The following is a 23,792-nucleotide window of genomic DNA, read 5'->3' as shown; positions in this document are numbered from 1 at the left end:
GCCCCGAGACGGTTCCGGCTGGGGCGGCATCGAACGACATGCGCGGCCCTCACCGGTTGAGAACCTGGAACGCCTCGGACAGGGCGCCCAGCTTGCTGTCGGGACCCTCGCTCCAGCGCGCGTTCCACAGGTCTTCGGCCCAGAGCTCGAAGTGGTCGATGTTGCCGACCAGCACCGCGGAACCGTTGAGCCGGGCCTGGCCGCGCAGGAACTGCGACAGCTGCAGGCGGCCCTGCTTGTCGATCTCGCATTCCATGGCCAGGCCGATGAAACGCTGGCGCAGCAGCGCGGCGGGGCCGCGCGGCGGAAGCTGCATGATGGAAGTGACGATGTCCTGGAACTGCGGTGCCGGGTAGATCTCCAGGCAGGACTCCGGCCCCATGGTCACCACCAGCTGGGAGTTACAGGTGTCCGCCAGCGACTGGCGATAGCGTGCAGGGACCGCCAGGCGACCCTTTTCGTCAATCGTCAGTTGATGTGAGCCTGCGAACACGTTCTTAAGGGTGGGTTGCCCCACTTTCCCCCACTGAAAGCCACTTATTACCCACTATAAACCACCCCCGTAACCCCAGCAACAAAAATCGGAGCAGAAATTCCAGACAAAACAAAAACTTAAGCCCGGCTGAACCGATGTTCCAAGGATCATATAAAACAATCAGTTACGACCGACACTTAAAGTTAGTGCCAACTTGGGGCATGCCAATCCCTTGATCCAGGACGTTTGTTTTATTTAATTATTTTAATCAATAAAGTTTTACTTTTAATCACATAATCAGGCGATAGTGTACCGCTCCCTGCGGTGTACAGGTGGACTCTCTCCGGCCCGCCCGCCACGCAGGTGGCCCATCCCCGAAAGCCCCGCGCGCCAGAACCAAGGACACAGGGTGGCGATGGAAGCATCGAACGCATCGTGACTACTGATGCAGTGCTGGTTTGACGACGGTCGGTTCATTAACATGGAGCGCTCCACCCTCCCCTGCGACTCCCGAATGCAATCCCTCGAGCAACTCGACTCCGAAGAACTGTTTCGCCTGGCACTGCTCGATGTCCAGGCAGCCCGCCACGACCTCGCGATAGTCAAGCTCAAGCAGGTCATTTCACTGGAACCGCGCGATGCCCGCGCTCATTTCATGCTGGCGGCCGAGCATGCGGAACTGGGTCTTTTCGATCGCGCAGAGGAAGGCATGCTGCGCGCGCTGGCAATCGAACCGGCGCTTCACACGGCCCGCTTCCAGCTTGGGCTGCTCCAATACACAAGGAATGACTTCGAGAAGGCACGGGCAACATGGAAGGATCTGGAGGCCCTGGGTGCAGGCGACCCGCTGAACCTGTTCAAGACCGCCCTGCTCAGCATCCAGACAGGCGACCTGAAACAGGCCGTGGAGGAACTGGAAGACGCGCATAGACTGTCGGGCTCAAACCCGGCGCTGGGGAATGACATCGCCAAGGTCCTGGCCAACGTCCGCGCGAAGCTGACCGACATGCCGGTCACTACCCCCTACGCCTCCGAAAAATCCTCGGCGGCCGCAGGCGCCGGTCTGCTGCATCGCTACGGCGACTCGCTCGACTCCCAGTGAGCGGAATCGATCCCACACAAAGGCTGATTGCACAGATCAGGGCGGCACTCAGCACGCGCCCGGAGCGCCCGCGTGGCACGGCCGCAGGCCCCAGCGGCTCCGCCGCCGCCAGGAACAAGGACGCGATCCAGCGGATTTCACAGGACCTGCGCGGCGCCATCCGCGCCGTCGACCTGGAAAACGAGGACGGGCCGCGCCGCGGACGCCGCGCTTTCATCGAGGTCGTGCTGCTGGACGAATTCGGCGTGTCGCTGGCCAACGATCCGCGCTTCCCGCAGATCGTCGACAAGGTCGAAGCTGTGATCGTGGGCGAGGAGGAACTGCGGTTGGAACTGGATAGCCTGCTCCAGCAGATCGTCGCAACCTAGGGCCTGTCATCCCTTCCCTGGTTGCTGCGATGCCCCCGTATTTGCCGCCAGGCAAGGCGCGAGGAGGGCGCTTATCGGGAATAGGAGACCGACGAGCAACACGGTAGGGCCTGTCCTCTGCTAGGCCCTGACATCGATCGAGCCAACCAGCCTCAGGCGCTGCCTGATTTCGCTGATCGCCTGCCCGTGCAGCTGCGCTACGCGCCCACGGGTCAAACCAACGATGGCTCCCACCTCGGCGAAGCTGAGATCGTTGAAATAGTGCAACTCCACCACCCTGCTCATCACGCCGGGCAGGCCGTCGACGATCACCCGCAGCTGTTGCTGCAAGACCTGCAACTCGTTGACGTCGTACTGCGTGCCGATCTTGTGCTCTTCGGATGCGCACATGCCCGTGTCCTCGAGCATGAAACCGATCGCCAGGCCGATGGCAACCTCCGCCAGCCGCTTCAGGCGGCCGTCCTGGGACGAGGCCTCGACGACCGAGTCGGTGCGATCCTTGTGCACCTGATGCAACCACGACATCTGGGCACGATACTCGGAATTCCGCTCTATCCCGCTGATGACCGCTCCATGAATGCGTTTTCTGGCATACGCGGTGAAAGGGACGTTCCTTTCAGTATCGTAGCGATCCACCGCCTCGATCAGACCCAGGGTCGCAAGTTGCACCAGATCGCGGCGGTCCAGGTCTACGGCCAGTCCGCGATCCCGCAAGGCGCCCTCGGCGACGACGCGCGCCAGCCACAGGTAGCGCGAGATCAGTTGCTCGCGCGCCGCAGCGGCATCCGGCTGACCCAGCCTCAACTGCTGCCAGAGCAGGACTTCCTCCGGCGCCGCGGCTTCTGCGTCCTGCTCCTGATCTTGCATGGCGTAGACGGCGCGAGCGTCAGATTGGAGCAAAGCTCCGAATCAACGCCGCGGACAGCAAACCCCAGCCGTCAATCAACACAAACAGCAGGATCTTCAGCGGCAGCGAGAATGCGAGTGGCGGCACCATGATCATTCCCAGCGACATCAGCACGCTGGCGACGATGATGTCGATCACGACGAACGGCAGGAAAATGATGAACCCGATCTCGAAGGCCTTGCGCAGCTCGCTGATCATGAACGCCGGAATCAGCTGCAGCAGCTTGACCTCTGCAAGCTGCACCGGCGCCTTGGCACCCGACAGTTCGATCATCAGCGCCAGATCCTTCTCCCGGGTTTGCGCCAGCATGAACTCGCGCACGGGCCCGGAGCCCTTTTCCAGCAGTTCCTTTTCGGCGATGGCGCCATTCATGTACGGGGTCAGTGCCTGCTGATCCACCTGCTCCCACACCGGCAGCATGGTAAACACGGTAAGGAACAGTGCCAGGCTGATGAGCACGGCATTGGGTGGCGTTTCAGGCATGCCCAGCGCGTGACGCAGCATGGCCAGCACGACAATGATCCGGGTGAACGAAGTCAGGACGATCAGCAGCGACGGCACCAGGCTGAGCACCGTCAGCATCAGCACGAGCCGCAGCGGTGTGCTCAGGGGCTTGCCGGACTGGCTGGCGAAGTCCAGGGAGCCCCCGGGGAAGGTGATATCCGCCGCCACCGCCAGCCCGGGCAGAACCAGCAGGGCCAGCAAGCCCGCCAATGGCAATCCGAGACGCAACCATCGTATACCTGGGGTGCGGAATCTCATGCGGAAGTCTCCAAGGTCGCCTGGATCGCCACCGAACTCCCCGAACAGACGATGATGTAGGAGCGACCCTTGATGTCGGCAAGCACGATCGATGTGGAAGGCGAAACACGCCTCACCTCGACCACGTTGATCTGCCGGATTCGCGGCCCCGTCGCCGAGGGGCTGCCCTGACGCGCTTTCCACCAGCGCACCCCGAAGAACGCCAGCATGCCCAGCAGCCCCAGGTAGCCGAAGATGGTCATGACCTGCCAGGCGGCTACCGAAGAAGCTCCCGTCGGCTCGACTGCCGGCGCAGCAACGGCACTGCCGGCAGCGATGGCCAGCAGCATCGCAAGTGCCGCCGCTCCTGTGTTCGATCGCACGGATTCGCTCACTCTCGCGGGGCTCAGAACTTGCCCGGATCGAGGATTTCGGTAATGCGGAGGCCGAAACGGTCGCCTGCGGCAACCAACTGGCCGCGGGCGATCAGGTTGCCCTCCAGCGTGATGTCGATCGGCGCGTCGGTTTCCCGGTCAAGGGACACCACGTCGCCTTCGCGCAGGGCAAACAGCGCCGCGATCGTCAGTTCGGCGCTGCCCATGCTGGCGCGCACAGTGACCTTGATGTCGCGAACCAGGTCGAGCTGGCGCTCCAGCCAGGGCTGCCCGCGAGTCGCGGCGCCCCCCAGTTCTCCCAGCTTGAGCGGCTGGATTTCAGTCTGTTCGTTACCCTGAATCATGTGTCCGGCTTCCTGTAAAAGAGTGAGCTACTTGCTGAGTTCCACGGCCAGGTTTCCGCCCTGGATGCCGGGATAGCCGCGCCCGGCAGGCCGGCCGCCGAGGCGCAGCGTCAACGGAGTTTCAAGGGAATGATTGAGCATGACGACATCGCCTACGGCGATCTCACGCAGGTCCTTGATCGTCAGCGAGGTGTCGGCCAGCGTCGCCGACAGGCTCAGACGGGCCGTGGTCACTGCCGCTGCACGGTACCCCAGCGCGGCTGGCGGTGCCGGCGAGGCTGCCGCGGCCACCAAGCCCATGCGCTGTAGCAAGGTCAGGGGCAGCAGCAAGGCACCGAGCGGTCGACCCTCCAACCGGCAGCAGAGCAATGCCGCGCCGCTGCCGCGCGACGGCTGCGCGACTGCGCCGGGCAAGAGCCGGACTTCCGCCAGGCCGGTCACTTCGGCGAAGCAATCGGCCAGGCAGAGCAGCGCCAGTTCGCTCGCCACCGCATGCCCTGACTCCTGGGCACTCTGGCCCAGGGCCAGGGCCGCAAGGACAGCATCACCGCCGGCCGGCAACTCCACGGCTGCCTGCAGTCCATCGCCGCAATCGACGGCATGGTGCCGGACCGCATCCGGCGCGACCTGCGTCTCCCCGGCATCCGTAGCCGTCCATATCAGCGGCCCGGAGACGTGCAGCTCCCAGCGTGCAGCCCAGGTCGCGCCCGCCTGCGCAGCCCTGCGCTCCAACTGGCGCAGTTCGGAAGCCTTCAGCAGTCGGAATGGCTTCATCAGCCACGCCCCGACACGCTGTTGTAGATATCCTCGATCATCTTGCTGGTGACATTGAGGACCTGCGAGCTGGCCTGGAAGCCGCGCTGCAGGATCAGGATGTCGGCGAACTCTCGCGCCAGCTCGACGTTGGCCAGTTCGAGGCTGCGCGGGCGGATCGAGCCGAAGCCGTCCTCGTCGGCCAGGCCCAGGCGGTACTCGGTGCCCTCGGGCGCGATGAACAGGCCGCCGTCGCTGGTATCCAGCAACTGCGGATCGGAGAAGGTCGCCAGCGCCAGTCGCTGCCCGTCCTCCTTCTGGCCGTTGGAGAACTGCAAGGTCACCTTGCCTTTCTCGTCGAAGCTGAAGCTGGACAGGCGGCCCAGGGCATAGCCGTCGCTCTTGGACACGGCGAGCGACGAGATGTCGATACTCGAGAAGGAGTTCGCTCTCTTGAAATCCAGGGTGACCTCCGATTCCACGCCCTCACTGTTCTTCACCTTGAATTTCAGCGTCGAGAAATCGGTCGTCGGGTTGCCGGCGCCATCAAAGCGGATTTCCTTGTTGTTGGCGGCCAGCAGTTCCAGCCCCGCGGAATCCTTTACCGATACCGTCCAGATGTTGATGCCGCCGCTGGGCGTGCGCGTAAATTCCATCTTCAGCGTCTGCTGCACGCCGGAGACGTCGAATACCTTCACCGAATCCAGCGTGAAACGCTGCACCGCATTCGCCCCGGTGCCGGTGGAGGCCTGGTTCAACGACAGGATGCCGCTGAACTCCACCGTCTTGGTGGCCGAAGCGGGGTTGGTCTTGTCGCTGTCGATGACGATATCCTGCAGCACGCCGTTGACCAGGGCCTGCACGTTGCGCTTGCCGGATGCGTCCTGGAGATTGCCGTCCTTGTCCAGCTGGAACTGGCCATTGCGGGTATAGAGGTAGCGGTCGCCGTCGCTCAGCACGAAGAAGCCGTCGCCGCTCACGGCGACGTGCGTGGCGGTGCCGGTCTCGCGCAGCTCGCCGGGAGTGAAGCGGCGCTGCGTGCCGGTTACCACCGCGCCACCGCCTGGCATCTCGGATTCTGCGGCCGGCCGGCTGTCATTCTGCGAACCTTCCGGCGGAGGCAGGCTTTCGAACGTCAGGTCGGTGGCCTTGAAACCGACGGTGTTCAGATTGGCAACGTTGTCACCGATGATGTCCAGCGCGCGCGAGAAAGCGATAAGGCCTGTGAGACTGGTGTAGGCACTGCTCAGTGCGGTCATGGGATGGCTCCGTCAGCGGACAATCACAATCTGGGAAGGACTGACGGACGGCAGTACGTTGCCATCGGTCTGCCTCACGCTCATCAAAGGACGGCCGGAGCGGTAATCCAGGGTCGTCACCTGTCCTATCACCGAGCCGGACGCCGTCGAGACCTCTACCGTCCGGCCCAGCAGACCCAGGGCCTGACCCGAGGCCTGGACACCGAGCAGCGCATCGATGTTCTCGCCCAGCGTGCGCAGTTGCTCCACCGAGGAGAACTGTGCCAGCTGCGCCAGGAACTCGCGGTTATCCACCGGCTCCAGCGGATCCTGGAAGTTGAGCTGCGTCAGGAACAGGCGGATGAAATCCTCCTGCGAAACGCCGGAGCGCGTCAGCTCACCCAGCCCCGTACCCACCGCACCGCCAATCGCGTCGACCGCCATGACTCACCTCCGCTTCATTTCGCCGGCCCTTTGTTCAGGAGCCGGGATTGATACCGTTGATCTTGAGTTTTCCCAGCTCCAGGCCCATGTCCCCGAGCGCTCTCCTGAGCGCGTTCGCCAGGTCCCGAGCCGCATGCAGTTCACCGTCCCGCACTGAGATGTCGAGTTCCCCGCCGTGCAGGCAAGCAGAAAATCCCGTGCGGCTCCACTGATAGAGCGCAGGGTCGAGCGTCGTGCGTACTGCAACGGACCGTGCGGGGCCCGCATCCGCCACCACCGCAGGCCGGACAACGCCTGCGGATGCCGCGGTCGGCAGTGCCGCGCCAACCCGATCCTGCGCCGATGGTGCAGCGTCGGGCGACACCTCCGCCACCGCGACGACCTCTGAATTCGTGGCGGTGGCCGCTACCCCGTGGTCCGCACCCACGGAAGGTTCGATCGGCCGAGCCGACGCGGCAGGCGCCGTGGTGGCAGCAGCCGCAGCCGCGCCTGCCAACGCCGCGAAGTGCACATCAGAGTCGAACAAGTCGGCGAACGCCGACCGTTCCATCGCCGTGCGCATGCCCGGCCCGGGATTGGCGGCACGCGCCACGCCACCCCATCCACTGAGAACATCGTCCATGCCGTAGTTCATGCCCGCTCCCGTCGCTGCGACCACAGGTCATCCATTTCGCGCATCACGCGCTGGTCGTCGCGGCGCTGGCTTTCGAGCTGTCGGCTGGCCATGACCTGCTTCAGGGTCTTGTTGCGCTGCTCCAGGCCGAAGCACTCGCGGATCGACTGGTCCAGCGCCGCTTCGTCCCTGGCCAGGCGCGCACCCAGCAGGGCGCGGTCGTCCAGCGCCGACTGGAAACGATCCGACTCCGCTTGGTAGTCGCCCATCACCAGCCGCGGCGCGGCTTCCACCGCACCAATCCGCTTGCCGACGTAGTCCAGGTAGCCATCCTGCCGCTCGCAGAGCGCGGCGCTGCGGCTCGCGGTCTCGCGGTGCTGGGCCACGCCAAGGCGGCGTTCGACCAATTGCAAATCGTTGAGTCGGTGCAGCACCTGCAGTGCCTGGCGTGCTTTCACTTGCGTGCCTCCCCGACGATGGCACCAAGCTGCCGCAGGGCATCGGCGCGGGCGACCGACTCGTCGATGCGCTGGGCAAAGAAGCGCTTCAACTCAGGCATCAGGCGGATCGCGCGATCCAGTTCCGGGTTGATGCCGGGCTTGTAGGCACCATAGTCCACCATGTCCTTGGAGTTCTCGTAGGCCTCCCAGATCTGCATGCTGGTCTCCGCCAGGCGCACCTCTTCCGGGCGAGACACCTGGCGCGACACTCGGCTGATGCTCTGCGCCAGATCGATCGCCGGGTAGCGGCCCTGGTGCGCCAATGCCCGCGACAGGACGATGTGCCCGTCCAGGATCGCCCGGGCATGGTCGGCCACGGGCTCGGACAGATCGTCGCCCTCCACCAGCACGGTAAGAAAGCCGGTGATCGCGCCCTTGCCCTCGGTGCCGCAACCGATGCGCTCCAGCAGTGCCGGCAGCACCGAAAATGCGGACGGAGTGTAGCCACGCACGGTCGGCGGTTCACCGGCGGCCAGGCCAATTTCGCGCTGCGCCATGGACAGGCGCGTCAGCGAATCCATCATCAGTGCCACGCTGCGACCGCGGTCGCGGAAGTACTCGGCAAGCACCACGGCACCAAACGCGGCGCGGGTGCGCGCCAGCGCCGGCTGGTCGGAAGTGGCGACGATCACCACCGACTTGCGAAGTGCCGCGCCGAGGTGCTCCTCGATGAAATCGCGTACCTCGCGACCACGCTCGCCAATCAGGGCGATGACATTCACGTCCGCGTCGCTGTGTCGCGCAATCATGCCCATCAGCGTGCTCTTGCCAACACCGCTGCCGGAAAAAACGCCGATGCGCTGGCCGCGGCCGACGGTGAGACAGCCGTCGATCATCTTGACGCCCGTTTCGAAGACCTCGCGGATGCGGCTGCGCTGCACCGGATTGGGGGCCTTCGCCAGCAGGCTGACCGCCTCGTTGCGATCAATGGGGCCCTTGTCGTCAATCGGCACGCCGAAGCCGTCGATCACGCGTCCCAGCATCTGCTCGCCCACCGGCATCGACGGACTACGGCCCGAGGCCAGCACTTCGCAACCCGGGCGGATGCCGCGGGTATCGCCATAGGGCATTAGCAGCACGGAGGACTGGCGAAAACCGATCACTTCGGCATGGATCGGCTGAAAACCCGGCGCCGCGTAGATTTCGCATAGTTCTCCGAGGAAAGCGCTGGGGCCCACGGACTCGATGGTATTGCCCTGGCAGGCGACCACGCGGCCGGTCCTGGCGACCAGGTCGACGTTGCGCACCACCGAGGCGTACCGGACGAAAGGCATGGATCGCTACTCGCCCGACCGCCGCGCGTCCAGCAGGGCCTGTTTCAGACGTTCCAGTTGCAGGTCCAGGCGCGCATCGAGACTGCCGGATGCCATGTCGATCAGGCAGCCGCCCGGCTGGATTCTTTCGTCTGCCTCGAACTGCAGTTCGGCGCGCAGGCCGCTGCGGATGGTAGCCAGGCCTGTCTCCCCCAGCAGTTCCAGGTCCGAGGGCGCCATGCGCACCGCCAGGGTCTTCTGCCCGGCGCTGTGCTGGTCGATCACCTCGCGCACCGCGGACGCAACGCCCATGGAACTGGCAAACGCACGCCCGAGCAGGCGCACCAGCGACTCGAACACGATCTCCACCGCAGCATCCTCGAGCTTGCCGCCGAAGCGATTGCGCTCGGCGTCCAGCGCCTCGACCAGCGCGCGCAGGCGCTGCAGCTCTTCCTTGCGGATGCGCTCAGTCTCGACCGCCGCCTTGCGCAAGCCATGCTCATAGCCTTCGCGTTCGGCCTTCTCCCGGCGCCTCGTCAGCTCCAGGCGCTCCGCTTCAAGCGCGGCCGAGTCCGGCATTGCTGCCAGCGGTGCGGAAAGCTGGACGGCCGGGGCCAACGCCTCGGCGGCGACGCGCGCTTCAACGCGCGGCGCGGGCACAGCCATCGGCTGCTCACGCTGCGGCGGGCGACGCTCCTGGCCCTGCCGTGTCGAACGCTCCAGGGAAAGGGGCGTCTCCGAGATGCGTGCGGTCTTGATGACGGACGTCACGACAGATCTCCCACGACCGGCCCGCTGCGCTCAAGCGCTGCGAGCACCGCTTCGAGCAGCTTGCGCCGCAGCATCCCGGACTGCGCCGGGGCCACCACCGGCTGACCGCGCGAAGACGGCAGCAGCGACTGCAGCGCGGTCCGGCAGCGCCAGGAATGAATCGAGAGGAAGGCCTGCAGCAGCCAGTCCGGGCTGCCACGCCACAGGGCTGTCATGCGCGATTCTTCCACCTGATCCAGGCGCGCGATCAGCGGCTGCAACTCATCGGGCTCGCGGGGATCCGCGGCGGTCCGGTGGTCCTGCAGAACGGGCCCTTGCGAAACGCGGGCGGCCTCGCGCCGGCGCGTGGCCGGCGGCAGCTGCAGCACCGCCCTGAGTTCGGGCTCGATACGCAGCTGCTGCGCCGGCTCCAGTTGCCCGAGCAGCCAGCGCCGGTCACCGGCGGGCAACATCGATAGCAGCAGGGCGATCGAGCGGACGGAACTCACGGCAAGGGCCTCCCCGGAGGGGCATCCGTCCGCTCGAGCAGGCTGCGTACATCGCCCAGCAATCGCTCGCGCTCGGCTTGGGACAGCTGCCCGCCGCCGCTGCGGTACCAGGAATGGAGAGCCAGCACCAACGCCAGCGCAGCCAGGATGACCGCCACCAGCAGCGCTGTATTCCGCCAGTCGATGACACTGCGCGCCGATACCTGCTCCGGTGCGAGGCTGTTGGCCATCCTCAGGGAGACCGCCGCGCTTCCGAGTTCCTGCACGGTGATCGAATCGCCGCGACGGGCCGCATCCAGACCGATGGCGTTGGCGATCGTATCCGCGATCCGCTGGCGTTCCTCCGCCGCAGTGCCCACCGGCACCAGCACGCCGACCGTCATGCGCCGGATGGCCCCGGCGGTGACGTCGATGCGCTCCTCCTGCCTGCCAACCTCGTACTTCACCTCGGTGGTGGCATTGGGTGGTGCCAGGCGCGGCTGCTCCTCGTCCTCGTCGATCAATTCCGAAGACGAAGCTGCGCCGCGCAGCGAACGCAGGCCGGTAACCGCACCGGTCACCCCTTCACGCACCGGGATCACCTCCGAGCGCGTCAGCTGCTTGCGGTCATGGTCAACCTCCACGTCGACCATCACAGCCGCCGAACCGGCGCCGAACCGGCGATCCAGCACCTCCTGAGCCTTGCGCGAGAGATAGGCTTCGTAGCTCCGCTTGGCCTCGAGACGGGCGGCGACGATCCCGCCGGACAGGGGATCGGCGGCATCGGTCGACAGCGGACCGCCGAGGTGGTCGTGGATCGCCACGCGCTCCGGCGCCAGGCCCGGAACGGCGGACGCGATCAGGTTCTGGATGCCCTGTACGCTGCGTGCGCTGAGTGCCGCACCGGGCTTCAGCGACAGGGTGAGGGACGCCTTGGGTACTTCGTCCTGGCGCTTGAACAGGCTGACCTCCGGAATCACGAGATGCAGCCGTGCGTGATCGACCTCGTCCAGGGCCATGATCGTGCGCGTCAACTCCCCTTCCAGTGCGCGCTGGTAGTTGATCCGCTGGTTGAAGTCGGTCATGCCGAAGTCCGACTCGTCGAACAGTTCGAAGCCTACCGGCCGGCTCTGCGGCAGGCCGCGCTCCATCACGTACATCCGCGCCACATCGAGATCGTCCTCGGCCACCTCCAGGCGACCATGCTTCTCGTCGAGCTTGTAGCGAATCCGCTCCAGGGCCAGCTGATTGGCGATGTTGGCGGCGTCCACCGCGCTGAGGTTGGACAGCAGCACCCGGTACCGGGGCGCCAGCGACCAGACCACGGCGGCTACGAAGACCGCGAGGATCAGGAACACTGCGCCGCCGATCACCAGCTGGTCGCGTCCGGGCCGGGCGGCCCACCACTTTGCAAACGACATGTTCGTCGAACCCTTGCTCATGTATTACAGCTGCATCCGCATGACTTCCTGGTACGACTCCAGGAGGCGATTGCGGACTTGAACGACCAGGCTCAGCGACAGCTTCGCCTTCTCCAGGTCCAGCATCACGCCATGCAGATCCTCGATCTCGCCAGCCGCCAGCGACCTCACCGACTGGTCGGCCGACTGGATGCGCTGGTCCGTGATGGCAATCTGGTCGCTGATCGCGGAGAACAGCGTCGAGGGCTCGCGCAGCGGCGAGATGGCCGCGGCCGGCAGCGCGGAACTGGCAGCAGCACTTGCCGCGCCGACGGCGGCGATCGATTCGATGGCCATCAGCGCTCTCCGATCTCGAGTGCGCGGGTCATCATCGCCTTGGCAGCGCTGACGACCTTGACGTTGGCCTCGTAGGCTCGCACGGCGGTCATGATCTCGCTCATCTCGATCGCCGGATCGATCGTCGGCATCTCGATGAATCCGTCCTTGTCGGCATAGGGATGGTCGGGCTGCTGCATGCGGCGCGGGGCCACGTCGGCGTCGATCACTTCGGCCGAGGGCATGCCGGCAGCCAGGTCCCCTTCGGCCATGTGAACGGCGAAATCGGTCCGTACGCCACCGCCGGCAGCGGTGGTGACGACACGCTGCGGGCGGTAGAGACTGCCGTCCGGCGCCTTGACCGAGTAGGCATTGGCCAGGTTCAGCGCCGAGACCTCCAGGCGCAGGCGCTCCGTGCGCATGCCGGCGGCGCTGATGTCGAAAATTCCGAGATAGTCGCTCATCAGGGCGCTCCGTCGATCGCGATCTTGTTGAGGGCGCCGAGCTTGCCCAAGCCCGTGAGCACGGCGTTGTAGTGCAGCGTGTTGGTCAGCAACTGGTTGATCTCGTCGTCGAGCTGCACGGTCTGGCCGCCCTGCGCCTCCACCGGCAGGCCCTCGACCAGGGCACGCAGCTGCTCGCGCACATCGGCCTGAGGGGCGCCTGCCTGGGCCGAGGCGTTGATCGCGGCCAGGTGACTCTCGAAATCCAGGCGCTGCGGCTCGTAGCCGGCGGTAGCGTGATTGGCGATGTTGGCCGCGATCAGGCGATGGCGCGCCATGCTGAGATCCAGCGAAGCCAGCGCCAGGTCGAAGGTCACACTGCTGAGAGGGTCGCTCATGGGCTCTATGCTCGGGGACACTACTGGATGATCAGCTCGGCATGCAGCGCACCGGCGCGATGCAGAGCCTGGAAAATGGTGATGACATCGCGCGGCGTCGCCGAGATGCGGCTCAAGGCCAACGCCAGGTCGGCGACGGTCGCGCCGGCAGTCACGCTGACGGTCTGGGAGGCCGATTCCGCCGCGGTGATCGTCGTATCCGGCACGATCGCGGTGCGCACGCCGCCGCCGGTGCGCGAGACAAAGCCTGGCTGCGACACCAGGTAGTCGGTCTCGATATTGACGCGCAGGTCACCGTGGGTGATCGAGGCGGTCGCAAGGCGCACGTCGCCGCCGCTGACGATGGTGCCCGTACGCTCGTTGACCACGACCCGGGCGATCAGGTCGGGCACCACGGTAAGCCCTTCGATCCGCCGCAGGACGTCGACCAGTTGCAGCTGCTCGCCGCGCGTCAGGCGGAAAACGATCCGGTCCGGTCCGGCGGCGAGGATTTCCGTCCCCTGCCGGTTGCTGCCGAACTCGTCGAGCAGGGCATCGACGATACGGTCGGCGGTGGTGAAGTCGGGCTCCTTCAGGATGAGATGCAAGGCCCCTTCCTCGGTAAGGATCGCGGTCATCATCCGCTTCTCCACCGTGGCGCCGGCACTGATCATGCCGACGGTGGGGTGGTTCTTCTGCACGAGGTTGCCGAAAGCGTCGTAGCGGAATCCACCGACGGTGACCGGCCCCTGGGCCAGTGCATACACCACGTCGTTGGGCCCCTGCAGCGGCGTCATCAGCAGGGTACCGCCGGCCAGGCTGCGGGCGTCACCGAGCGAGGACACGCTGATGTCGAGCGGATCGCCGATGTTGGCGAACGGTGGCAGCGAGGCGGTCACCAGCACCGCCGCGGTATTGCGGCTGTTCAGCAACGACGGATCCACGTTCACCCCGAGACGATTGAGGGTGTTGGCGATCGATTGCGCAGTCGCACGGCTGCGGCTGGTGTCGCCGGTACCTGCAAGGCCCATCACCAGGCCGTAGCCCACCAGCGGGTTGGGCCGCGCGTTGTCCACGCGAACCAGGTCCTTCAGGCGGATCGGCACCGCCGTATCGACGGCGGCAGCACCCTGCGCCACCAGCGCGAGGCATCCCGACAGGGCGAACACGAGAAACTTGATATGCATGGTCACAGGCCCAGGAACTGCAGGAAGCGCAGGAAGATCCCGGGATTCTGGGTGCGCGACACCCAGCCCTGCCCGCTGTATTCGATCTTGGCGTCCATGATGCGGGTGGACAGCACGACGTTGGCACCGGCGATATCCACGGGCCGCACCACGCCCTCAAGCTTGATTTCCTGCTCCTCGCCGTTGACGCGAATCCGCTGCCGGCCGCGGATGAACAGATTGCCGTTGTCCAGCTTCTTTTCCACCCGCGCCGAGACCTGTGCGCGCAGGTTGCCACCGCGCGCAGTGTGAGCGGCGCCGTCGCTGTTGGATTCAATGTCCAGCCCCGCGGATGCCGGCCCGGTCGCATCCTTGATGCCGGCATTGAGCGAGAAGCTCGCGTCCTCCGAAGAGTTGGCCCGGCTCTCGGCCGAGGAATTCTCGACGATCAGCACTGTCACGGGATCGCCCACATCCCTCGCGCGCACATCGGCAGCCAGTGCCCGGAAGTTCTTCTCGTCATAGAGGTTGTCGGCGTGCAGGACCGGTGCATGGGCCAGCATCAGGACCAGGCTGGGCAGCAGGCACTGCATCGATCGGTTCGGTTTCACGGCAACAGCTCCACGGTATTGTTCCCCGTCACACGGGCCGGCAGCGACCTGCCGCCACGTCGGCTCTTCACACGGATGCGATCGCCCGATGCGCCATCGCCCATGGCGACAGCGTCAAACCTCATGCGCACCCCTCCCTGGGCCAGGGCGGCCTGCACTGTCGTGCCGGATTCCACCGCCGACACCGCACGCAGGTCGGCGGCCAATAGCACGTCGCCGGCACGCAGCGGACGGGCCAGGCGCCGGCTGCCCGCGTTCCAGCCGTCCGGGCTCAGCGCCGCGCCCGACACCGGCGCCATGCGTTCGGTCCATTCGAAGTCTTCAGGCACCACCAGCGCGCCGCTGCGCAAGGCATGCAGGGCCACTGCCGTGCGCTGCGGCGCTTCCACCCGGAACCACAGCGGCAGGCGCCGCTGACTGCCATCATCGCAGCGCAGGCCGGCGGCCACCGCCAGGCGGCCTTGGGCCACCGCTCCCAGCGGTTGCACGTCGATCGCCGCCACCGCACCGTCGCATGCGTCGGCCGGAATGGCGTTGAGCGCACAGATGCGGCTCGCTTCGCTGAACATTTCGCGCACCTGCGCGGTGACATGGCGCATCTGTCCGGACTCTTCCGGGCAACTGGCGAAAGCATCCATCCCGGGAGCAGCACTGGACGCGGCCGGCTGCAGGCCCACAAGGGCCAGCACGGCAATCGTCAGCAGGGTGCGGCTCAGCGGCATGGCGACCTTCAGCGACGCAGGCCGTTGATCTCGGCGAGCACTTCGTCCGCCGCCTGCAGCGCCCGCGCATTGAGCTGGTAGGCGCGCTGCGCCACCACCAGCTCGGCAAGCTCTTCCACGAAATCGACGTTGGACATTTCCAGGAAGCCCTGGCGCAGCTTGCCCAGACCTACCTCTCCAGGCGTGCCATAAAAGGCTTCGCCGGATTCCTCGGTGGCACCGTACAGGCCACCGCCCAGCAACTTGAGCCCCGCGGCGTTGACGAAGCCCGTCAGCTCCAGCTGCCCGATCTCCTCGGGATCGTCCTCGCCTGGCATGGTCGCCATGATCTTGCCGTCCTGCCCGATGACCAGCTTGGTGGCCTCGGCCGGCACGCGGATGTCGCCCGAGATGCGCAGGCCATCCTGGGTCACCAGCTCGCCGGTCTCGTTCAGGCGCAGCGAACCCAGCCGCGTGTAGGCGAAGCTGCCGTCGGCGAGCTGCACTTCCAGGAAACCCTGGCCGAGGATCGCCATGTCCAGCGGACGCTGGGTCTGGCGCATGTCGCCCTGGCTGAAGATCGCTTCCGTGCTGGCCACGGCCGTGCCCAGACCCAGCTGCGGCAGTTTCTCCTGCACACCGGCGTCGGTGACTCCACCCGTGACCGGGCGATACATCAGGTCGGCGAAGTTCACGCGTGTCTTCTTGAAGCCCGGGGTGCTGACGTTGGCGAGGTTGTTGGACAGGGCATCGAGCCGCAGCTGATGCGCCTGCAAACCGGAGATACTGGCGTAGATCGCGTCGATCATGGTTGTTCCTGTAAGCCTGTCGCGTGGGTGGTTGCGCTCAGAAATCGCCGATCTTGTTGATCGCCGCATCCAGCATCTGGTCGTAGGCACGCAGCGCTTCGGCGCTGCTGCCGAAGTGGCGCACGGTCTGCATCATCGCCACCATTTCCTGCAGCGGATCGACGTTGCCGCGCTCGATCGCGCCCTGGCGGATCGCCGCGGTGCCGGCTTCCGGCGCCACCATCGGCAGTTCCTGCGCCGCTGCGTAGAGGCTGTCGCCGACGTACTCCAGCGGCTCGCCCTCCTCGGCCTGGCCGAGCAGGATACGGTCGAGCACGCCAGTGCCGACCTTGACGGCGCCCTGCGAGTCGATGTCGAAATCCATGTTCGGCAGGCTCAGCGGCGCGCCACCGGCCAGCAGCTGGAAGCCCTGCGGATTGATCACGCGACCGCTGGCATCCATGGTGAAATCCCCGCGGCGCGTGTAGCGCACGCCGTCGGGCGTCTGCAAACGGAACCAACCCTCGCCTTCGATCGCCAGATCCAGCTTGCGGCCGGTCTGCTGGATCGGCCCCTGGCGTTCGGAGCGGTAAGCCTCCACGGGCGAACCCGCCTGCGTACCGTCGATCAAAGCGGAGAACGAGCCAGGGCCTCCGCCCAGGGGCACCTCTGCGCGATAGGCCGGAGTGGAAGCGTTGGCCAGGTTCTGCGCGATGATGCGCAGGCGCTCCATGTCGTTGGACAGGGTGGCGGTGGCAAGTGCGGCGATGTCGGTCATGAGTTGCTATGCCCTTCAGGTGACGCCCGCCGTGGCATGGACGCGCACCGACAGCGTGCTGTTCAGCTCGGAGGTGGAAATGACGTTGAGATGCGGCAGCGAGGCCTCGGTGGCACGGCGCAGGAAGCGGCGCACCGACGGCGCGCAGATCAGCACCGGCACGATGTTCTGGCCCAGCATGTCCTCGACGTGGCGCGACAGCGCGCGCACCAGGCGGTCCATCCAGCCCGGGTCCAGGGACGTGGTACCGCCCTCGCTCTGCCGGATGGCATCGCGCAGCACCTTGTCGGAGGCCGGCTCCAGCGTCAGCACGTGCAGGGCGCCGTCCTTGCTGGCAAAACGCTGCGTGATGGCCAGGCCCAGCTTCTCGCGCACACGCTCGGTCAGCACCTCGTGGTCCTTGGTCTGGCGGCCGGCCTCGAGCAGGGCCTCCAGCACGAAGTCCATGTTGCGGATCGGCACGCGCTCCTTGAGCAGCGCCTTGAGCACCTTCTGCACGTCGCTCAGGGACAGCACGCCCGGGATCAACTCCTCCACCAGGCTGGGCTGCGCTTCGCGCACGGTGCCGACCAGGCGCTCGGTCTCCTGGCGTGTCACCAGGTGATGGCCCTGGTTGCGGATCACCTCGGAGAAGTGCGTGACCAGCACCGTCAGCGGCTCCACCACCGTGTAGCCGGCAGCGCGCGCCGCGGTGACGTCGCCCGGCTGGATCCACAGCGCCGGCAAGCCGAAAGTGGGATCGCGTGTCTTTTCGCCCTGGATGGCGCTTCCGGCATTTCCGGGATTGATTGCCAACACCGCGTGCTGACGCATCTCGCCCTCGGCCACCGTGGCACCGAAGAAACGGATGGCATAGGTTTCTGGAGCGCGGCGCGCGTCCTCTCGCAGGCGCAGACTGGGAATGATCAGGCCGATGTCGGTCGCATGCTGGCGACGGAAAGCCTTGATGCGCTTCATGAACAGGCCATCGTCCTGGCCGATCAGCGGGCGCAGTGCCGCACCCATTTCCAGTTCCAGCGGCTCCACCGCCAGCGACGCGTAGGACACGGCCTCTTCGCCTCCAGCGCCGGCATCCTCCGCAACGGGCTCCGCCGCCATTTCGCGCGCGCGTGCGCGGTGGGCCATGACGGCTGCCGCCACCACCAGCACCAGGATCGCCAGCACCGGCAGTGCCGGCATGCCGGGCAGGAACAGGGTGGCGAACAGCGCGCCGCCCAGGATGACCAGTGACTTGGGATAGCGCGTCACCTGCGACAGCATCTCGCGCGTCAGGTCCGCGTCGGTGGCGGCACGGGTCACCAGGATGCCGGTGGCGGTGGCAATCACCAGCGCCGGAATCTGGGTGACGATGCCATCGCCCACGGTCAGCAGGGTGTAGGTGGCCAGGGCCTCGGACCAGCCCATGCCCTTCTGCACCAGACCGATGGCCAGGCCGCCGATGATGTTGATCAGGATGATGATGATGCCGGCGATAGCATCGCCCTTGACGAACTTGCTGGCGCCGTCCATCGCGCCGTAGAAGCTGGCCTCGCGCTCGATCTCCTTGCGGCGCTCGCGGGCCTCGACCTCGGTGATCAGGCCCATGTTGAGGTCGGCGTCGATGCTCATCTGCTTGCCGGGCATCGCATCCAGGGTGAAGCGGGCCGCTACTTCGGCCACGCGCTGGGCGCCGTTGGTGACCACCACGAACTGCACCACGATCAGGATCAGGAATACCACCAGGCCGATGACGTAGTTGCCCGCCACCACATGCGAGCCGATCGCCTCGATCACGCGCCCCGCATAGGCGTCGGTCAGGATCAGGCGCGTCGCCGCCACGTTGAGCGACAGGCGCAGCAGCGTGGCGATCAGCAGGATCGACGGGAAGGTGGAGAAGGTCAGCGGCTTGTCGGTATAGAACGTCAGCAGCAGGATCAGCGCCGCCAGGCAGAAGTTGGTGATCAGCAGGAAGTCGAGCAGGCCCGGCGGGATCGGCGAGAACAGCACCACCAGGATGCCGACCACGCCGGCGATCACGAACAGCTCGGACCGGGAGCCCAGCATCTGGCGGGACAGGCTGGCGGCGCTCATGCCGGCTTCTCCGGCGATGGCTTCTGCACGCTGCGCAGCAGCAGCGCAACCTCCCGGTAGGTTTCCTCGGGCACGTACTGGTCCAGGTCGGTCTTGCGGTACAGCAGGCGCGCCAGGGGCGGGTTCTCGATCACCGGCACGCCATGGCGGAACGCCGCGCGGCGCAGCTTCAGTGCGGCATCGCCGGCGCCCTTGCTGATCAGCTTGGGCGCGGGCATGTCATCGCGGCGGTACTGCAGGGCCACGGCGATGTGCGTGGGGTTGGTGATGAGCACGTCGGCGTCCTTGATGCGCCCGGCCGACACCGCCTTCTTGCGCATCGCACGCTGGATCTCGCGGCGCTTGGAGCGGATCAGCGGGTCGCCTTCGCGGCGCTTGACCTCGTCCTTGAGTTCGCGCCGGCTCATGCGCATCTTCTTCATGAACTCCCAGCGCGTGTAGCCCAGGTCCAGCAGCGCCAGGCCGAGCAGACCCAGCAGCAGCACGAACAGCACGAAGCTGGACATGCTCACGAACAGGTCGGGGTAGGACGCCAGCGGCTGGCGCGACAGCATCAGCAGTTCGGGCAGCAGCGACCAGATCATCCAGAACAGCACCACGCCCAGCAATGCCAGCTTCAGGATCGACTTGAACCCATCGTAGACCGAGCGCATGGAGAACAGGCGCTTCAGGCCCGTCGCCGGATTGAGGCGGCTGAAGTCCGGTTTCAGCGGCGTGAACGAGAACACCGGGCCGGTCTGCAGGAAATTGGCCAGCACGCCGGCCGCCATCACCAGCAGCAGGAACGGCAACAGCAGGAACAGGACATGGCGCGACAGCGTGCCCATCAGGTTCACCACGAAGGGGATGGTCAGTTCCGAGCGACCGGCCTCGCGCAGCAGCCCCTGCGACATCGCAAAGGTCTTGCGGATGGCCGACTCCGAGAACGCAACCGTGGCCGTCAGCGCCACCGACAGTACCGCCAGCGAGTTCAGCTCCACGCTCTTGAAGACCTGCCCGCGCTTGCGCGCCTCCTCCAGCTTGAAGGGGGTTGCGGGTTCGGACTTGTCCTGGTCTGCGCCTTGCTCGGCCATGGCTATCTCGCGACCAGGACCTGCTGCCAGTAGGTGAAAATCTTCTCGAACAGGCTCTGCACGATGCCGCCGGAGAAGCGCAGCGAAATTGCCGTGACCAGCAGGCCGACGAAAGCCTTGGCCGGCAGCGCCACGAAGTAGGCATTGACCTGCGGCATGACGCGCGCGGCAAAGCCGATCACCAGGTCCATCAGCATCAGCGCGCAGACCGCCGGCGCCACCAGGATGAAGCCATAGACGAACATCAGCCCGAACTGCCCCATCACCAGGTGGATCGGCACCGACAGCGGCGCCCCCACCGGCACCGTCTGGAAGGCGAAGGCCAGACCGCGGATCAAGGTGTGGTGGGCGTCCAGTCCCAGGAACACGGTCGCGCCCAGCATGGTGAACAGCGCGCCCATCAGCGAGCCATGACCGCGCGTGGCGGGGTCGAACAGCGTGGCGATGCCGAAGCCCATCTGGTAATCCAGCAGGCGCCCGCCCACCGCCAGCGCGCCGAAGGCGGCAAGGATGCCGAAGCCCAGCAGGCCGCCCAGCAGCAACTCACGGCCCATCGCCAGGATCAGGCCCGGCAGCGTCTGGGGCATGGGCGGAAGCACCGCCGTGCCCGCCGCCAGCCCCGCCGTCAGCAGGGCCATGGCCAGGATGAAGAACAGCCGGATGTTCGCCGGTAGCGTCGCCACCCCGAGCACCGGTGCAAAGGCCAGCGCCCCGGCCACGCGCGCCGCCGCCATCAGGAGCATGACGAGCCACTCTGCATGGAGCACCAGGTGCATGGTCTTAGCGGACGTAGATCGGGATGTTGGTGAACAGCGTGGTGCCGAACTGCACCAGCGTGGCCAGCATCCAGGGGCCCAGCGCCACCAGCACGAAGAAGATGGCCAGCATCTTGGGAATGAAGGTCAGCGTCATTTCCTGGATCTGGGTCACCACCTGGAAGATGCTGACGATCAGGCCCACGATCATGCTGACGCCCACCACCGGGGCGGCGACGAGCATCGCCGTCCACAGCATTTCCTGAGACAGCTTGAGCGCGAGATCGGCGGTCACCGTTTGCTCCGGCCATCGGCCTCGCGCTGCTGGCGCTGCATCAGCGCCGCCGCCAGTTCGCGCACCGAGGCGCCGTTCTCGACCGTGCTGTCGGACAGCATGTCCTGGAATATCTGCTGCGCACGGTCGCCCTCGCCAGCGCGGTCCGCCAGCAGGCTCTCGGCATAGCGCGCCGAGAAGCTCTTGGCGTCGAGGCCACGTGCGCGGCGCGCCATCAGCCGCCCCTCGTCGCTGCGGCCCTGCATGGCAGCGATCACCGCCATGCTGCCGTGGACGTCGGCGGAGTTGCGGTCCAGCGCCATCGCCTTTTCCAGGCTCTGCTGGGCCCCGGCAAGATCGCCCAGCAATATCTGCACCCAGGCCAGGCCATTCCAGGTACCGATGTGGTCGGGCATGAACTCCACGGCCTTTTCGAAAGCCGTGCGCGAGGCGGGAAAGTCGAAGTCCAGCAGGTACGCATAGCCGCGGCCGGACCAGGCACGACCATTGGCCGGCTGGCGCTTCAGGGTGCCCTCGAAGGATTCCGAGGCGAGACGCGAATCCTGCCGCTCCAGCGCCAGGCCGCCCTGCGCAAGCAGGGCATTGGGCTCGTCGGGCTGGCGCTGCAGCGTCGCCAGGATGCGCTGCTCGGCCTGCTCGATCAGGTCGTCGTCGAACAGGGCCAGCGCCAGCAGGCCATGGGCCTCGGCGTCTTCGCCGTTCACCGCGAGATACTTCTGCAGGTGCGAGATGGTGCGCTCCAGCCCGTCCTCGTCCACGTGATGCGCCGCCTGCGCGAACAGCTTGTGCGCCTGCGGCAGCTCCGCCCAGTCGGCGTCGGTGAAGCCCGCGAGGGCGTCGACCGCCGCCTGCGGCGCGCGCGCGTAGAACTGCGCGAAAGCCAGGTTGTAGCGCAGGGCGGAGTGATCATGCCCCGCAGCCAGCAGCCCCTCGAAGCAGACCGCCGCTCGGCGGAAATCATGCTGCTGCAGCGCGTTGATGCCGAGCGCGTGCCCGATCTCCGCATTGTCCGGATGCCGGGAAGCAATCGCCGCCAGGATCTCGCCTTCGGCCTTCAGGTCTTCCGTCTCACGAGCCATGGCCGCCGCGTCGAGCGCGAGACTGACGTTGGCCGGATCGGCACGCAAAAAGCCGCGCAGTCGCTCGAGGCGAGCGGTGGCATCTACCTTCCCTGTTTGGGACACGCGAAACTCCCGACCGATGGACTAGTGCTGGGTGCGGTAGGCGTCCGCCGCGTTGATCGCCACCGGCTCGGCCTTTCCGGCCTTTTCGGCGGCGTCCATCGAGGCCAGCAGATCTCGCGAGCGCGTGAAGTAAAGGTTGTCCGCCGGGATCACATCCAGGGCTGTCCGCAGCATGGCCCTGGCATCCTTGCCCTGCCCCTGGCGGGCAGCTGCCACGGCGCGGAAATACAGCGCCGGCGGATACTGCGAAGCCTGCTGCAGCACGCGGTCCCACAGCGCCAGCGCCGCATCGGTCTCGCCGTCTTCGAAGCGCGTCATGCCGAGCTGGAAGGTGGCATCGACGTCCTCAGGCCGGGCCTGCAGGTAAGCCTCGAACTGCGAGCGCGCCTTCTGGCGCAGACCCAGCTGCGCATAAACACGCGCCAGTTCCAGCCGCGCCGCCGGAGGGCAATCCCCGAGCGCCGCCGCCTGTTTCAGCTTGGAAAGGCCCTGCTCTACGATGCCTTTCTCAAGATCCATGCGGGCGAGGACCAACAGCTCCTCACCGTCGAAAATGCTTTGCATCGAACAATCCCCAAGTGAAAACGCACCGCATCCCGCAAACAGCGCGATCGGAGGCCGTCGCGCCGTATGAAAACCACCCCTGCCCCATGCACATCGGCGTGAAACCGGTCACGGTGGCCTGCGCATTTGAATCCAACAGGCGGCAACAAACAATCGGCAAGCCCGAAAATGTCACCTGAACTGGGGACTGAGTCTCAGAATCACTGCAGAGAGTTTGCTGTCATGAAACTGCAAGGAATTTCCGGATGACGCCTATCGACGTCAAATGACTTCTGCGCCCATCCCCTGCGCGATCCAGTTGCATCCCAAGGCTTTGTTGTTATCCCCGGCGCGAATGCATCGCGCCCTTTATGGCCTTGGCGAACCGGTCCCATCGCGGGGCGCCATTGAAGCCAATCGGCGCGCACAAAGCAACCTGCCGAAAGGGGCAAGCCGCCATCATTGAATGATGACGATCAGGTCATGTTGCGGGAGACGCTGGTGGCGACTGGGGATTTGCGAGGGATGGGGCCGTTGAGGCCAACCTGGGAAGGTGCCGCGATCGATGCGCCTCGGCGTCGGAGCGAAGCACTGTTTGCGCAAAAGCTCAGCCACACGCCAGGCAAATGGAGAAGCAGGCTGTGCGCCGGTGAATCAGTTCGGCCGATCGGAGTGTGACAGTCCCAATGCGAAACGCCCGGAGCCTGCAGTGATCGGCGATGAAAACGCCCGAGTGCCGGCAGGCAAGAAATCGACCACCCGGAAAGGAACCGCCGCACCCTGCTGGGTGGCCAACTCAAGGGCCCGCCCGGGCTGCCAAATCCCGACTGCCTGCAGCTTGGGCGGGTAACTCTGCTCGCGGGCGGGCGAACTTGCGAAGGCGTGCGGGTTAACCTACTCC

General features: G+C 66.0%; 30 protein-coding genes. 2 read left to right on the top strand and 28 right to left on the bottom strand.

The genetic code is table 11. From position 1 onward, the window contains the following. Positions 1–49: 49 nt before the first annotated feature. Positions 50–493, bottom strand: a complete 444-nt coding sequence (gene mraZ, locus D0B54_RS05010; RefSeq protein ID WP_162932221.1) for a division/cell wall cluster transcriptional repressor MraZ — start codon at positions 491–493, stop codon at positions 50–52. A 496-nt stretch (positions 494–989) separates the two neighbouring features. Between mraZ and D0B54_RS05005 the strand changes: the two genes are divergently transcribed. Together D0B54_RS05005 and D0B54_RS05000 are read left to right on the top strand one after the other, a co-directional pair. Beyond that, positions 990–1,577 carry a hypothetical protein gene (locus D0B54_RS05005; RefSeq protein WP_162932220.1) on the top strand — a complete coding sequence of 196 codons (588 nt, stop codon included), beginning with the start codon at positions 990–992 and terminating at the stop codon, positions 1,575–1,577. Next, the gene (locus D0B54_RS05000) at positions 1,574–1,945 is read left to right on the top strand and encodes a hypothetical protein (RefSeq protein ID WP_117289773.1); all 372 of its coding nucleotides are present in this window, start codon (positions 1,574–1,576) and stop codon (positions 1,943–1,945) included. The genes D0B54_RS05005 and D0B54_RS05000 overlap by 4 nt, the downstream gene beginning before the upstream one ends. Before the next feature lie 120 nt (positions 1,946–2,065). Here the strand turns inward: D0B54_RS05000 and D0B54_RS04995 are convergent, their stop codons facing one another. The 27 genes from D0B54_RS04995 to D0B54_RS04865 are packed head-to-tail and all read right to left on the bottom strand — an operon-like array spanning position 2,066 to position 22,912. Next, the gene (locus tag D0B54_RS04995; protein WP_117289771.1) at positions 2,066–2,812 is read right to left on the bottom strand and encodes a sigma-70 family RNA polymerase sigma factor; all 747 of its coding nucleotides are present in this window, start codon (positions 2,810–2,812) and stop codon (positions 2,066–2,068) included. Positions 2,813–2,831: 19 nt separating this feature from the next. Further along, positions 2,832–3,614 carry a flagellar type III secretion system pore protein FliP gene (gene fliP, locus D0B54_RS04990; protein ID WP_117289769.1) on the bottom strand — a complete coding sequence of 261 codons (783 nt, stop codon included), beginning with the start codon at positions 3,612–3,614 and terminating at the stop codon, positions 2,832–2,834. Continuing rightward, a complete protein-coding gene (locus tag D0B54_RS04985; protein WP_117289767.1) occupies positions 3,611–3,943 on the bottom strand; it encodes a hypothetical protein in 333 nt (110 codons plus the stop codon). The genes fliP and D0B54_RS04985 overlap by 4 nt, the downstream gene beginning before the upstream one ends. A gap of 56 nt (positions 3,944–3,999) precedes the next feature. Further along, entirely contained in the window at positions 4,000–4,332 is a 333-nt protein-coding gene (locus tag D0B54_RS04980) for a FliM/FliN family flagellar motor switch protein (RefSeq protein ID WP_117289765.1), read from the bottom strand. Between the two features lie 27 nt (positions 4,333–4,359). After that, positions 4,360–5,106, bottom strand: a complete 747-nt coding sequence (locus D0B54_RS04975; RefSeq protein WP_117289763.1) for a FliM/FliN family flagellar motor C-terminal domain-containing protein — start codon at positions 5,104–5,106, stop codon at positions 4,360–4,362. After that, positions 5,106–6,344 (bottom strand): flagellar basal-body rod protein FlgF, encoded by a 1,239-nt coding sequence (gene flgF / locus D0B54_RS04970; RefSeq protein WP_117289760.1) that lies wholly within the window; start codon positions 6,342–6,344, stop codon positions 5,106–5,108. The genes D0B54_RS04975 and flgF overlap by 1 nt, the downstream gene beginning before the upstream one ends. 12 nt (positions 6,345–6,356) lie before the next feature. Then, positions 6,357–6,767: a flagellar hook assembly protein FlgD gene (locus tag D0B54_RS04965; RefSeq protein ID WP_117289758.1), complete on the bottom strand. Its 411-nt coding sequence runs from the start codon at positions 6,765–6,767 to the stop codon at positions 6,357–6,359. Between the two features lie 34 nt (positions 6,768–6,801). Further along, positions 6,802–7,401 (bottom strand): hypothetical protein, encoded by a 600-nt coding sequence (locus D0B54_RS04960; RefSeq protein ID WP_117289756.1) that lies wholly within the window; start codon positions 7,399–7,401, stop codon positions 6,802–6,804. Further along, complete coding sequence (locus D0B54_RS04955; RefSeq protein WP_117289754.1) at positions 7,398–7,838, bottom strand: hypothetical protein; 441 nt, start codon at positions 7,836–7,838, stop codon at positions 7,398–7,400. Before D0B54_RS04955 ends, D0B54_RS04960 begins: the two co-directional genes overlap by 4 nt. Beyond that, positions 7,835–9,154 (bottom strand): FliI/YscN family ATPase, encoded by a 1,320-nt coding sequence (locus D0B54_RS04950; RefSeq protein ID WP_117289752.1) that lies wholly within the window; start codon positions 9,152–9,154, stop codon positions 7,835–7,837. Before D0B54_RS04950 ends, D0B54_RS04955 begins: the two co-directional genes overlap by 4 nt. Before the next feature lie 6 nt (positions 9,155–9,160). Further along, positions 9,161–9,904 (bottom strand): FliH/SctL family protein, encoded by a 744-nt coding sequence (locus D0B54_RS04945; RefSeq protein WP_117289751.1) that lies wholly within the window; start codon positions 9,902–9,904, stop codon positions 9,161–9,163. Further along, positions 9,901–10,392, bottom strand: coding sequence for a hypothetical protein (locus tag D0B54_RS04940; RefSeq protein ID WP_117289749.1), 492 nt, complete (start codon positions 10,390–10,392; stop codon positions 9,901–9,903). Before D0B54_RS04940 ends, D0B54_RS04945 begins: the two co-directional genes overlap by 4 nt. Next, the gene (gene fliF / locus D0B54_RS04935; protein ID WP_162932219.1) at positions 10,389–11,792 is read right to left on the bottom strand and encodes a flagellar basal-body MS-ring/collar protein FliF; all 1,404 of its coding nucleotides are present in this window, start codon (positions 11,790–11,792) and stop codon (positions 10,389–10,391) included. Before fliF ends, D0B54_RS04940 begins: the two co-directional genes overlap by 4 nt. A gap of 24 nt (positions 11,793–11,816) precedes the next feature. Further along, complete coding sequence (gene fliE / locus D0B54_RS04930) at positions 11,817–12,128, bottom strand: flagellar hook-basal body complex protein FliE (protein WP_117289745.1); 312 nt, start codon at positions 12,126–12,128, stop codon at positions 11,817–11,819. Further along, positions 12,128–12,571 carry a flagellar basal body rod protein FlgC gene (gene flgC / locus D0B54_RS04925; protein ID WP_117289744.1) on the bottom strand — a complete coding sequence of 148 codons (444 nt, stop codon included), beginning with the start codon at positions 12,569–12,571 and terminating at the stop codon, positions 12,128–12,130. Before flgC ends, fliE begins: the two co-directional genes overlap by 1 nt. Then, positions 12,571–12,948, bottom strand: coding sequence for a flagellar basal body rod protein FlgB (locus tag D0B54_RS04920; RefSeq protein WP_117289743.1), 378 nt, complete (start codon positions 12,946–12,948; stop codon positions 12,571–12,573). The genes flgC and D0B54_RS04920 overlap by 1 nt, the downstream gene beginning before the upstream one ends. A 20-nt stretch (positions 12,949–12,968) precedes the next feature. Then, positions 12,969–14,114: a flagellar basal body P-ring protein FlgI gene (locus D0B54_RS04915; RefSeq protein ID WP_117289742.1), complete on the bottom strand. Its 1,146-nt coding sequence runs from the start codon at positions 14,112–14,114 to the stop codon at positions 12,969–12,971. 2 nt (positions 14,115–14,116) lie between these two features. Continuing rightward, a complete protein-coding gene (locus D0B54_RS04910) occupies positions 14,117–14,704 on the bottom strand; it encodes a flagellar basal body L-ring protein FlgH (RefSeq protein WP_162932218.1) in 588 nt (195 codons plus the stop codon). Beyond that, a complete protein-coding gene (gene flgA / locus D0B54_RS04905) occupies positions 14,701–15,426 on the bottom strand; it encodes a flagellar basal body P-ring formation chaperone FlgA (protein ID WP_117289739.1) in 726 nt (241 codons plus the stop codon). Before flgA ends, D0B54_RS04910 begins: the two co-directional genes overlap by 4 nt. Before the next feature lie 8 nt (positions 15,427–15,434). After that, entirely contained in the window at positions 15,435–16,214 is a 780-nt protein-coding gene (flgG, locus tag D0B54_RS04900; RefSeq protein ID WP_162932217.1) for a flagellar basal-body rod protein FlgG, read from the bottom strand. A 37-nt stretch (positions 16,215–16,251) separates the two neighbouring features. Further along, positions 16,252–16,971, bottom strand: coding sequence for a flagellar hook-basal body protein (locus D0B54_RS04895; RefSeq protein ID WP_117289734.1), 720 nt, complete (start codon positions 16,969–16,971; stop codon positions 16,252–16,254). Positions 16,972–16,986: 15 nt separating this feature from the next. Beyond that, positions 16,987–19,041 (bottom strand): flagellar biosynthesis protein FlhA, encoded by a 2,055-nt coding sequence (flhA, locus tag D0B54_RS04890; RefSeq protein WP_117289732.1) that lies wholly within the window; start codon positions 19,039–19,041, stop codon positions 16,987–16,989. Then, the gene (locus D0B54_RS04885) at positions 19,038–20,114 is read right to left on the bottom strand and encodes an EscU/YscU/HrcU family type III secretion system export apparatus switch protein (RefSeq protein ID WP_117289730.1); all 1,077 of its coding nucleotides are present in this window, start codon (positions 20,112–20,114) and stop codon (positions 19,038–19,040) included. Before D0B54_RS04885 ends, flhA begins: the two co-directional genes overlap by 4 nt. A gap of 2 nt (positions 20,115–20,116) precedes the next feature. After that, complete coding sequence (locus tag D0B54_RS04880) at positions 20,117–20,857, bottom strand: flagellar biosynthetic protein FliR (RefSeq protein ID WP_162932216.1); 741 nt, start codon at positions 20,855–20,857, stop codon at positions 20,117–20,119. A 37-nt stretch (positions 20,858–20,894) separates the two neighbouring features. Then, on the bottom strand, positions 20,895–21,164 hold the full coding sequence (fliQ, locus tag D0B54_RS04875; protein ID WP_117289726.1) for a flagellar biosynthesis protein FliQ: 270 nt from the start codon (positions 21,162–21,164) through the stop codon (positions 20,895–20,897). Then, positions 21,161–22,348, bottom strand: a complete 1,188-nt coding sequence (locus tag D0B54_RS04870) for a tetratricopeptide repeat protein (RefSeq protein WP_162932215.1) — start codon at positions 22,346–22,348, stop codon at positions 21,161–21,163. Before D0B54_RS04870 ends, fliQ begins: the two co-directional genes overlap by 4 nt. 21 nt (positions 22,349–22,369) lie before the next feature. Further along, positions 22,370–22,912, bottom strand: a complete 543-nt coding sequence (locus D0B54_RS04865) for a tetratricopeptide repeat protein (protein ID WP_117289722.1) — start codon at positions 22,910–22,912, stop codon at positions 22,370–22,372. Positions 22,913–23,792 lie beyond the last annotated feature (880 nt).

The sequence above is a fragment of the Solimonas sp. K1W22B-7 genome (assembly GCF_003428335.1).
Lineage (GTDB): Bacteria > Pseudomonadota > Gammaproteobacteria > Nevskiales > Nevskiaceae > Solimonas_A.
This window is presented reverse-complemented; position numbering and strand designations above follow the sequence as displayed.

Excerpts from the sequence above, each read along its gene's own strand:
- D0B54_RS05005 (WP_162932220.1), top strand. The coding sequence starts at position 990 with ATGCAATCCCTCGAGCAACTCGACTCCGAAGAACTGTTTCGCCTGGCA.
- D0B54_RS04995 (WP_117289771.1), bottom strand. The coding sequence starts at position 2,812 with ATGCAAGATCAGGAGCAGGACGCAGAAGCCGCGGCGCCGGAGGAAGTC.
- fliP (WP_117289769.1), bottom strand. The coding sequence starts at position 3,614 with ATGAGATTCCGCACCCCAGGTATACGATGGTTGCGTCTCGGATTGCCA.
- D0B54_RS04985 (WP_117289767.1), bottom strand. The coding sequence starts at position 3,943 with ATGCTGCTGGCCATCGCTGCCGGCAGTGCCGTTGCTGCGCCGGCAGTC.
- D0B54_RS04980 (WP_117289765.1), bottom strand. The coding sequence starts at position 4,332 with ATGATTCAGGGTAACGAACAGACTGAAATCCAGCCGCTCAAGCTGGGA.
- D0B54_RS04975 (WP_117289763.1), bottom strand. The coding sequence starts at position 5,106 with ATGAAGCCATTCCGACTGCTGAAGGCTTCCGAACTGCGCCAGTTGGAG.
- flgF (WP_117289760.1), bottom strand. The coding sequence starts at position 6,344 with ATGACCGCACTGAGCAGTGCCTACACCAGTCTCACAGGCCTTATCGCT.
- D0B54_RS04965 (WP_117289758.1), bottom strand. The coding sequence starts at position 6,767 with ATGGCGGTCGACGCGATTGGCGGTGCGGTGGGTACGGGGCTGGGTGAG.
- D0B54_RS04960 (WP_117289756.1), bottom strand. The coding sequence starts at position 7,401 with ATGAACTACGGCATGGACGATGTTCTCAGTGGATGGGGTGGCGTGGCG.
- D0B54_RS04950 (WP_117289752.1), bottom strand. The coding sequence starts at position 9,154 with ATGCCTTTCGTCCGGTACGCCTCGGTGGTGCGCAACGTCGACCTGGTC.
- fliF (WP_162932219.1), bottom strand. The coding sequence starts at position 11,792 with ATGTCGTTTGCAAAGTGGTGGGCCGCCCGGCCCGGACGCGACCAGCTG.
- fliE (WP_117289745.1), bottom strand. The coding sequence starts at position 12,128 with ATGGCCATCGAATCGATCGCCGCCGTCGGCGCGGCAAGTGCTGCTGCC.
- flgC (WP_117289744.1), bottom strand. The coding sequence starts at position 12,571 with ATGAGCGACTATCTCGGAATTTTCGACATCAGCGCCGCCGGCATGCGC.
- D0B54_RS04920 (WP_117289743.1), bottom strand. The coding sequence starts at position 12,948 with ATGAGCGACCCTCTCAGCAGTGTGACCTTCGACCTGGCGCTGGCTTCG.
- D0B54_RS04915 (WP_117289742.1), bottom strand. The coding sequence starts at position 14,114 with ATGCATATCAAGTTTCTCGTGTTCGCCCTGTCGGGATGCCTCGCGCTG.
- flgA (WP_117289739.1), bottom strand. The coding sequence starts at position 15,426 with ATGCCGCTGAGCCGCACCCTGCTGACGATTGCCGTGCTGGCCCTTGTG.
- flgG (WP_162932217.1), bottom strand. The coding sequence starts at position 16,214 with ATGATCGACGCGATCTACGCCAGTATCTCCGGTTTGCAGGCGCATCAG.
- D0B54_RS04895 (WP_117289734.1), bottom strand. The coding sequence starts at position 16,971 with ATGACCGACATCGCCGCACTTGCCACCGCCACCCTGTCCAACGACATG.
- flhA (WP_117289732.1), bottom strand. The coding sequence starts at position 19,041 with ATGAGCGCCGCCAGCCTGTCCCGCCAGATGCTGGGCTCCCGGTCCGAG.
- D0B54_RS04885 (WP_117289730.1), bottom strand. The coding sequence starts at position 20,114 with ATGGCCGAGCAAGGCGCAGACCAGGACAAGTCCGAACCCGCAACCCCC.
- D0B54_RS04880 (WP_162932216.1), bottom strand. The coding sequence starts at position 20,857 with ATGCTCCTGATGGCGGCGGCGCGCGTGGCCGGGGCGCTGGCCTTTGCA.
- D0B54_RS04865 (WP_117289722.1), bottom strand. The coding sequence starts at position 22,912 with ATGCAAAGCATTTTCGACGGTGAGGAGCTGTTGGTCCTCGCCCGCATG.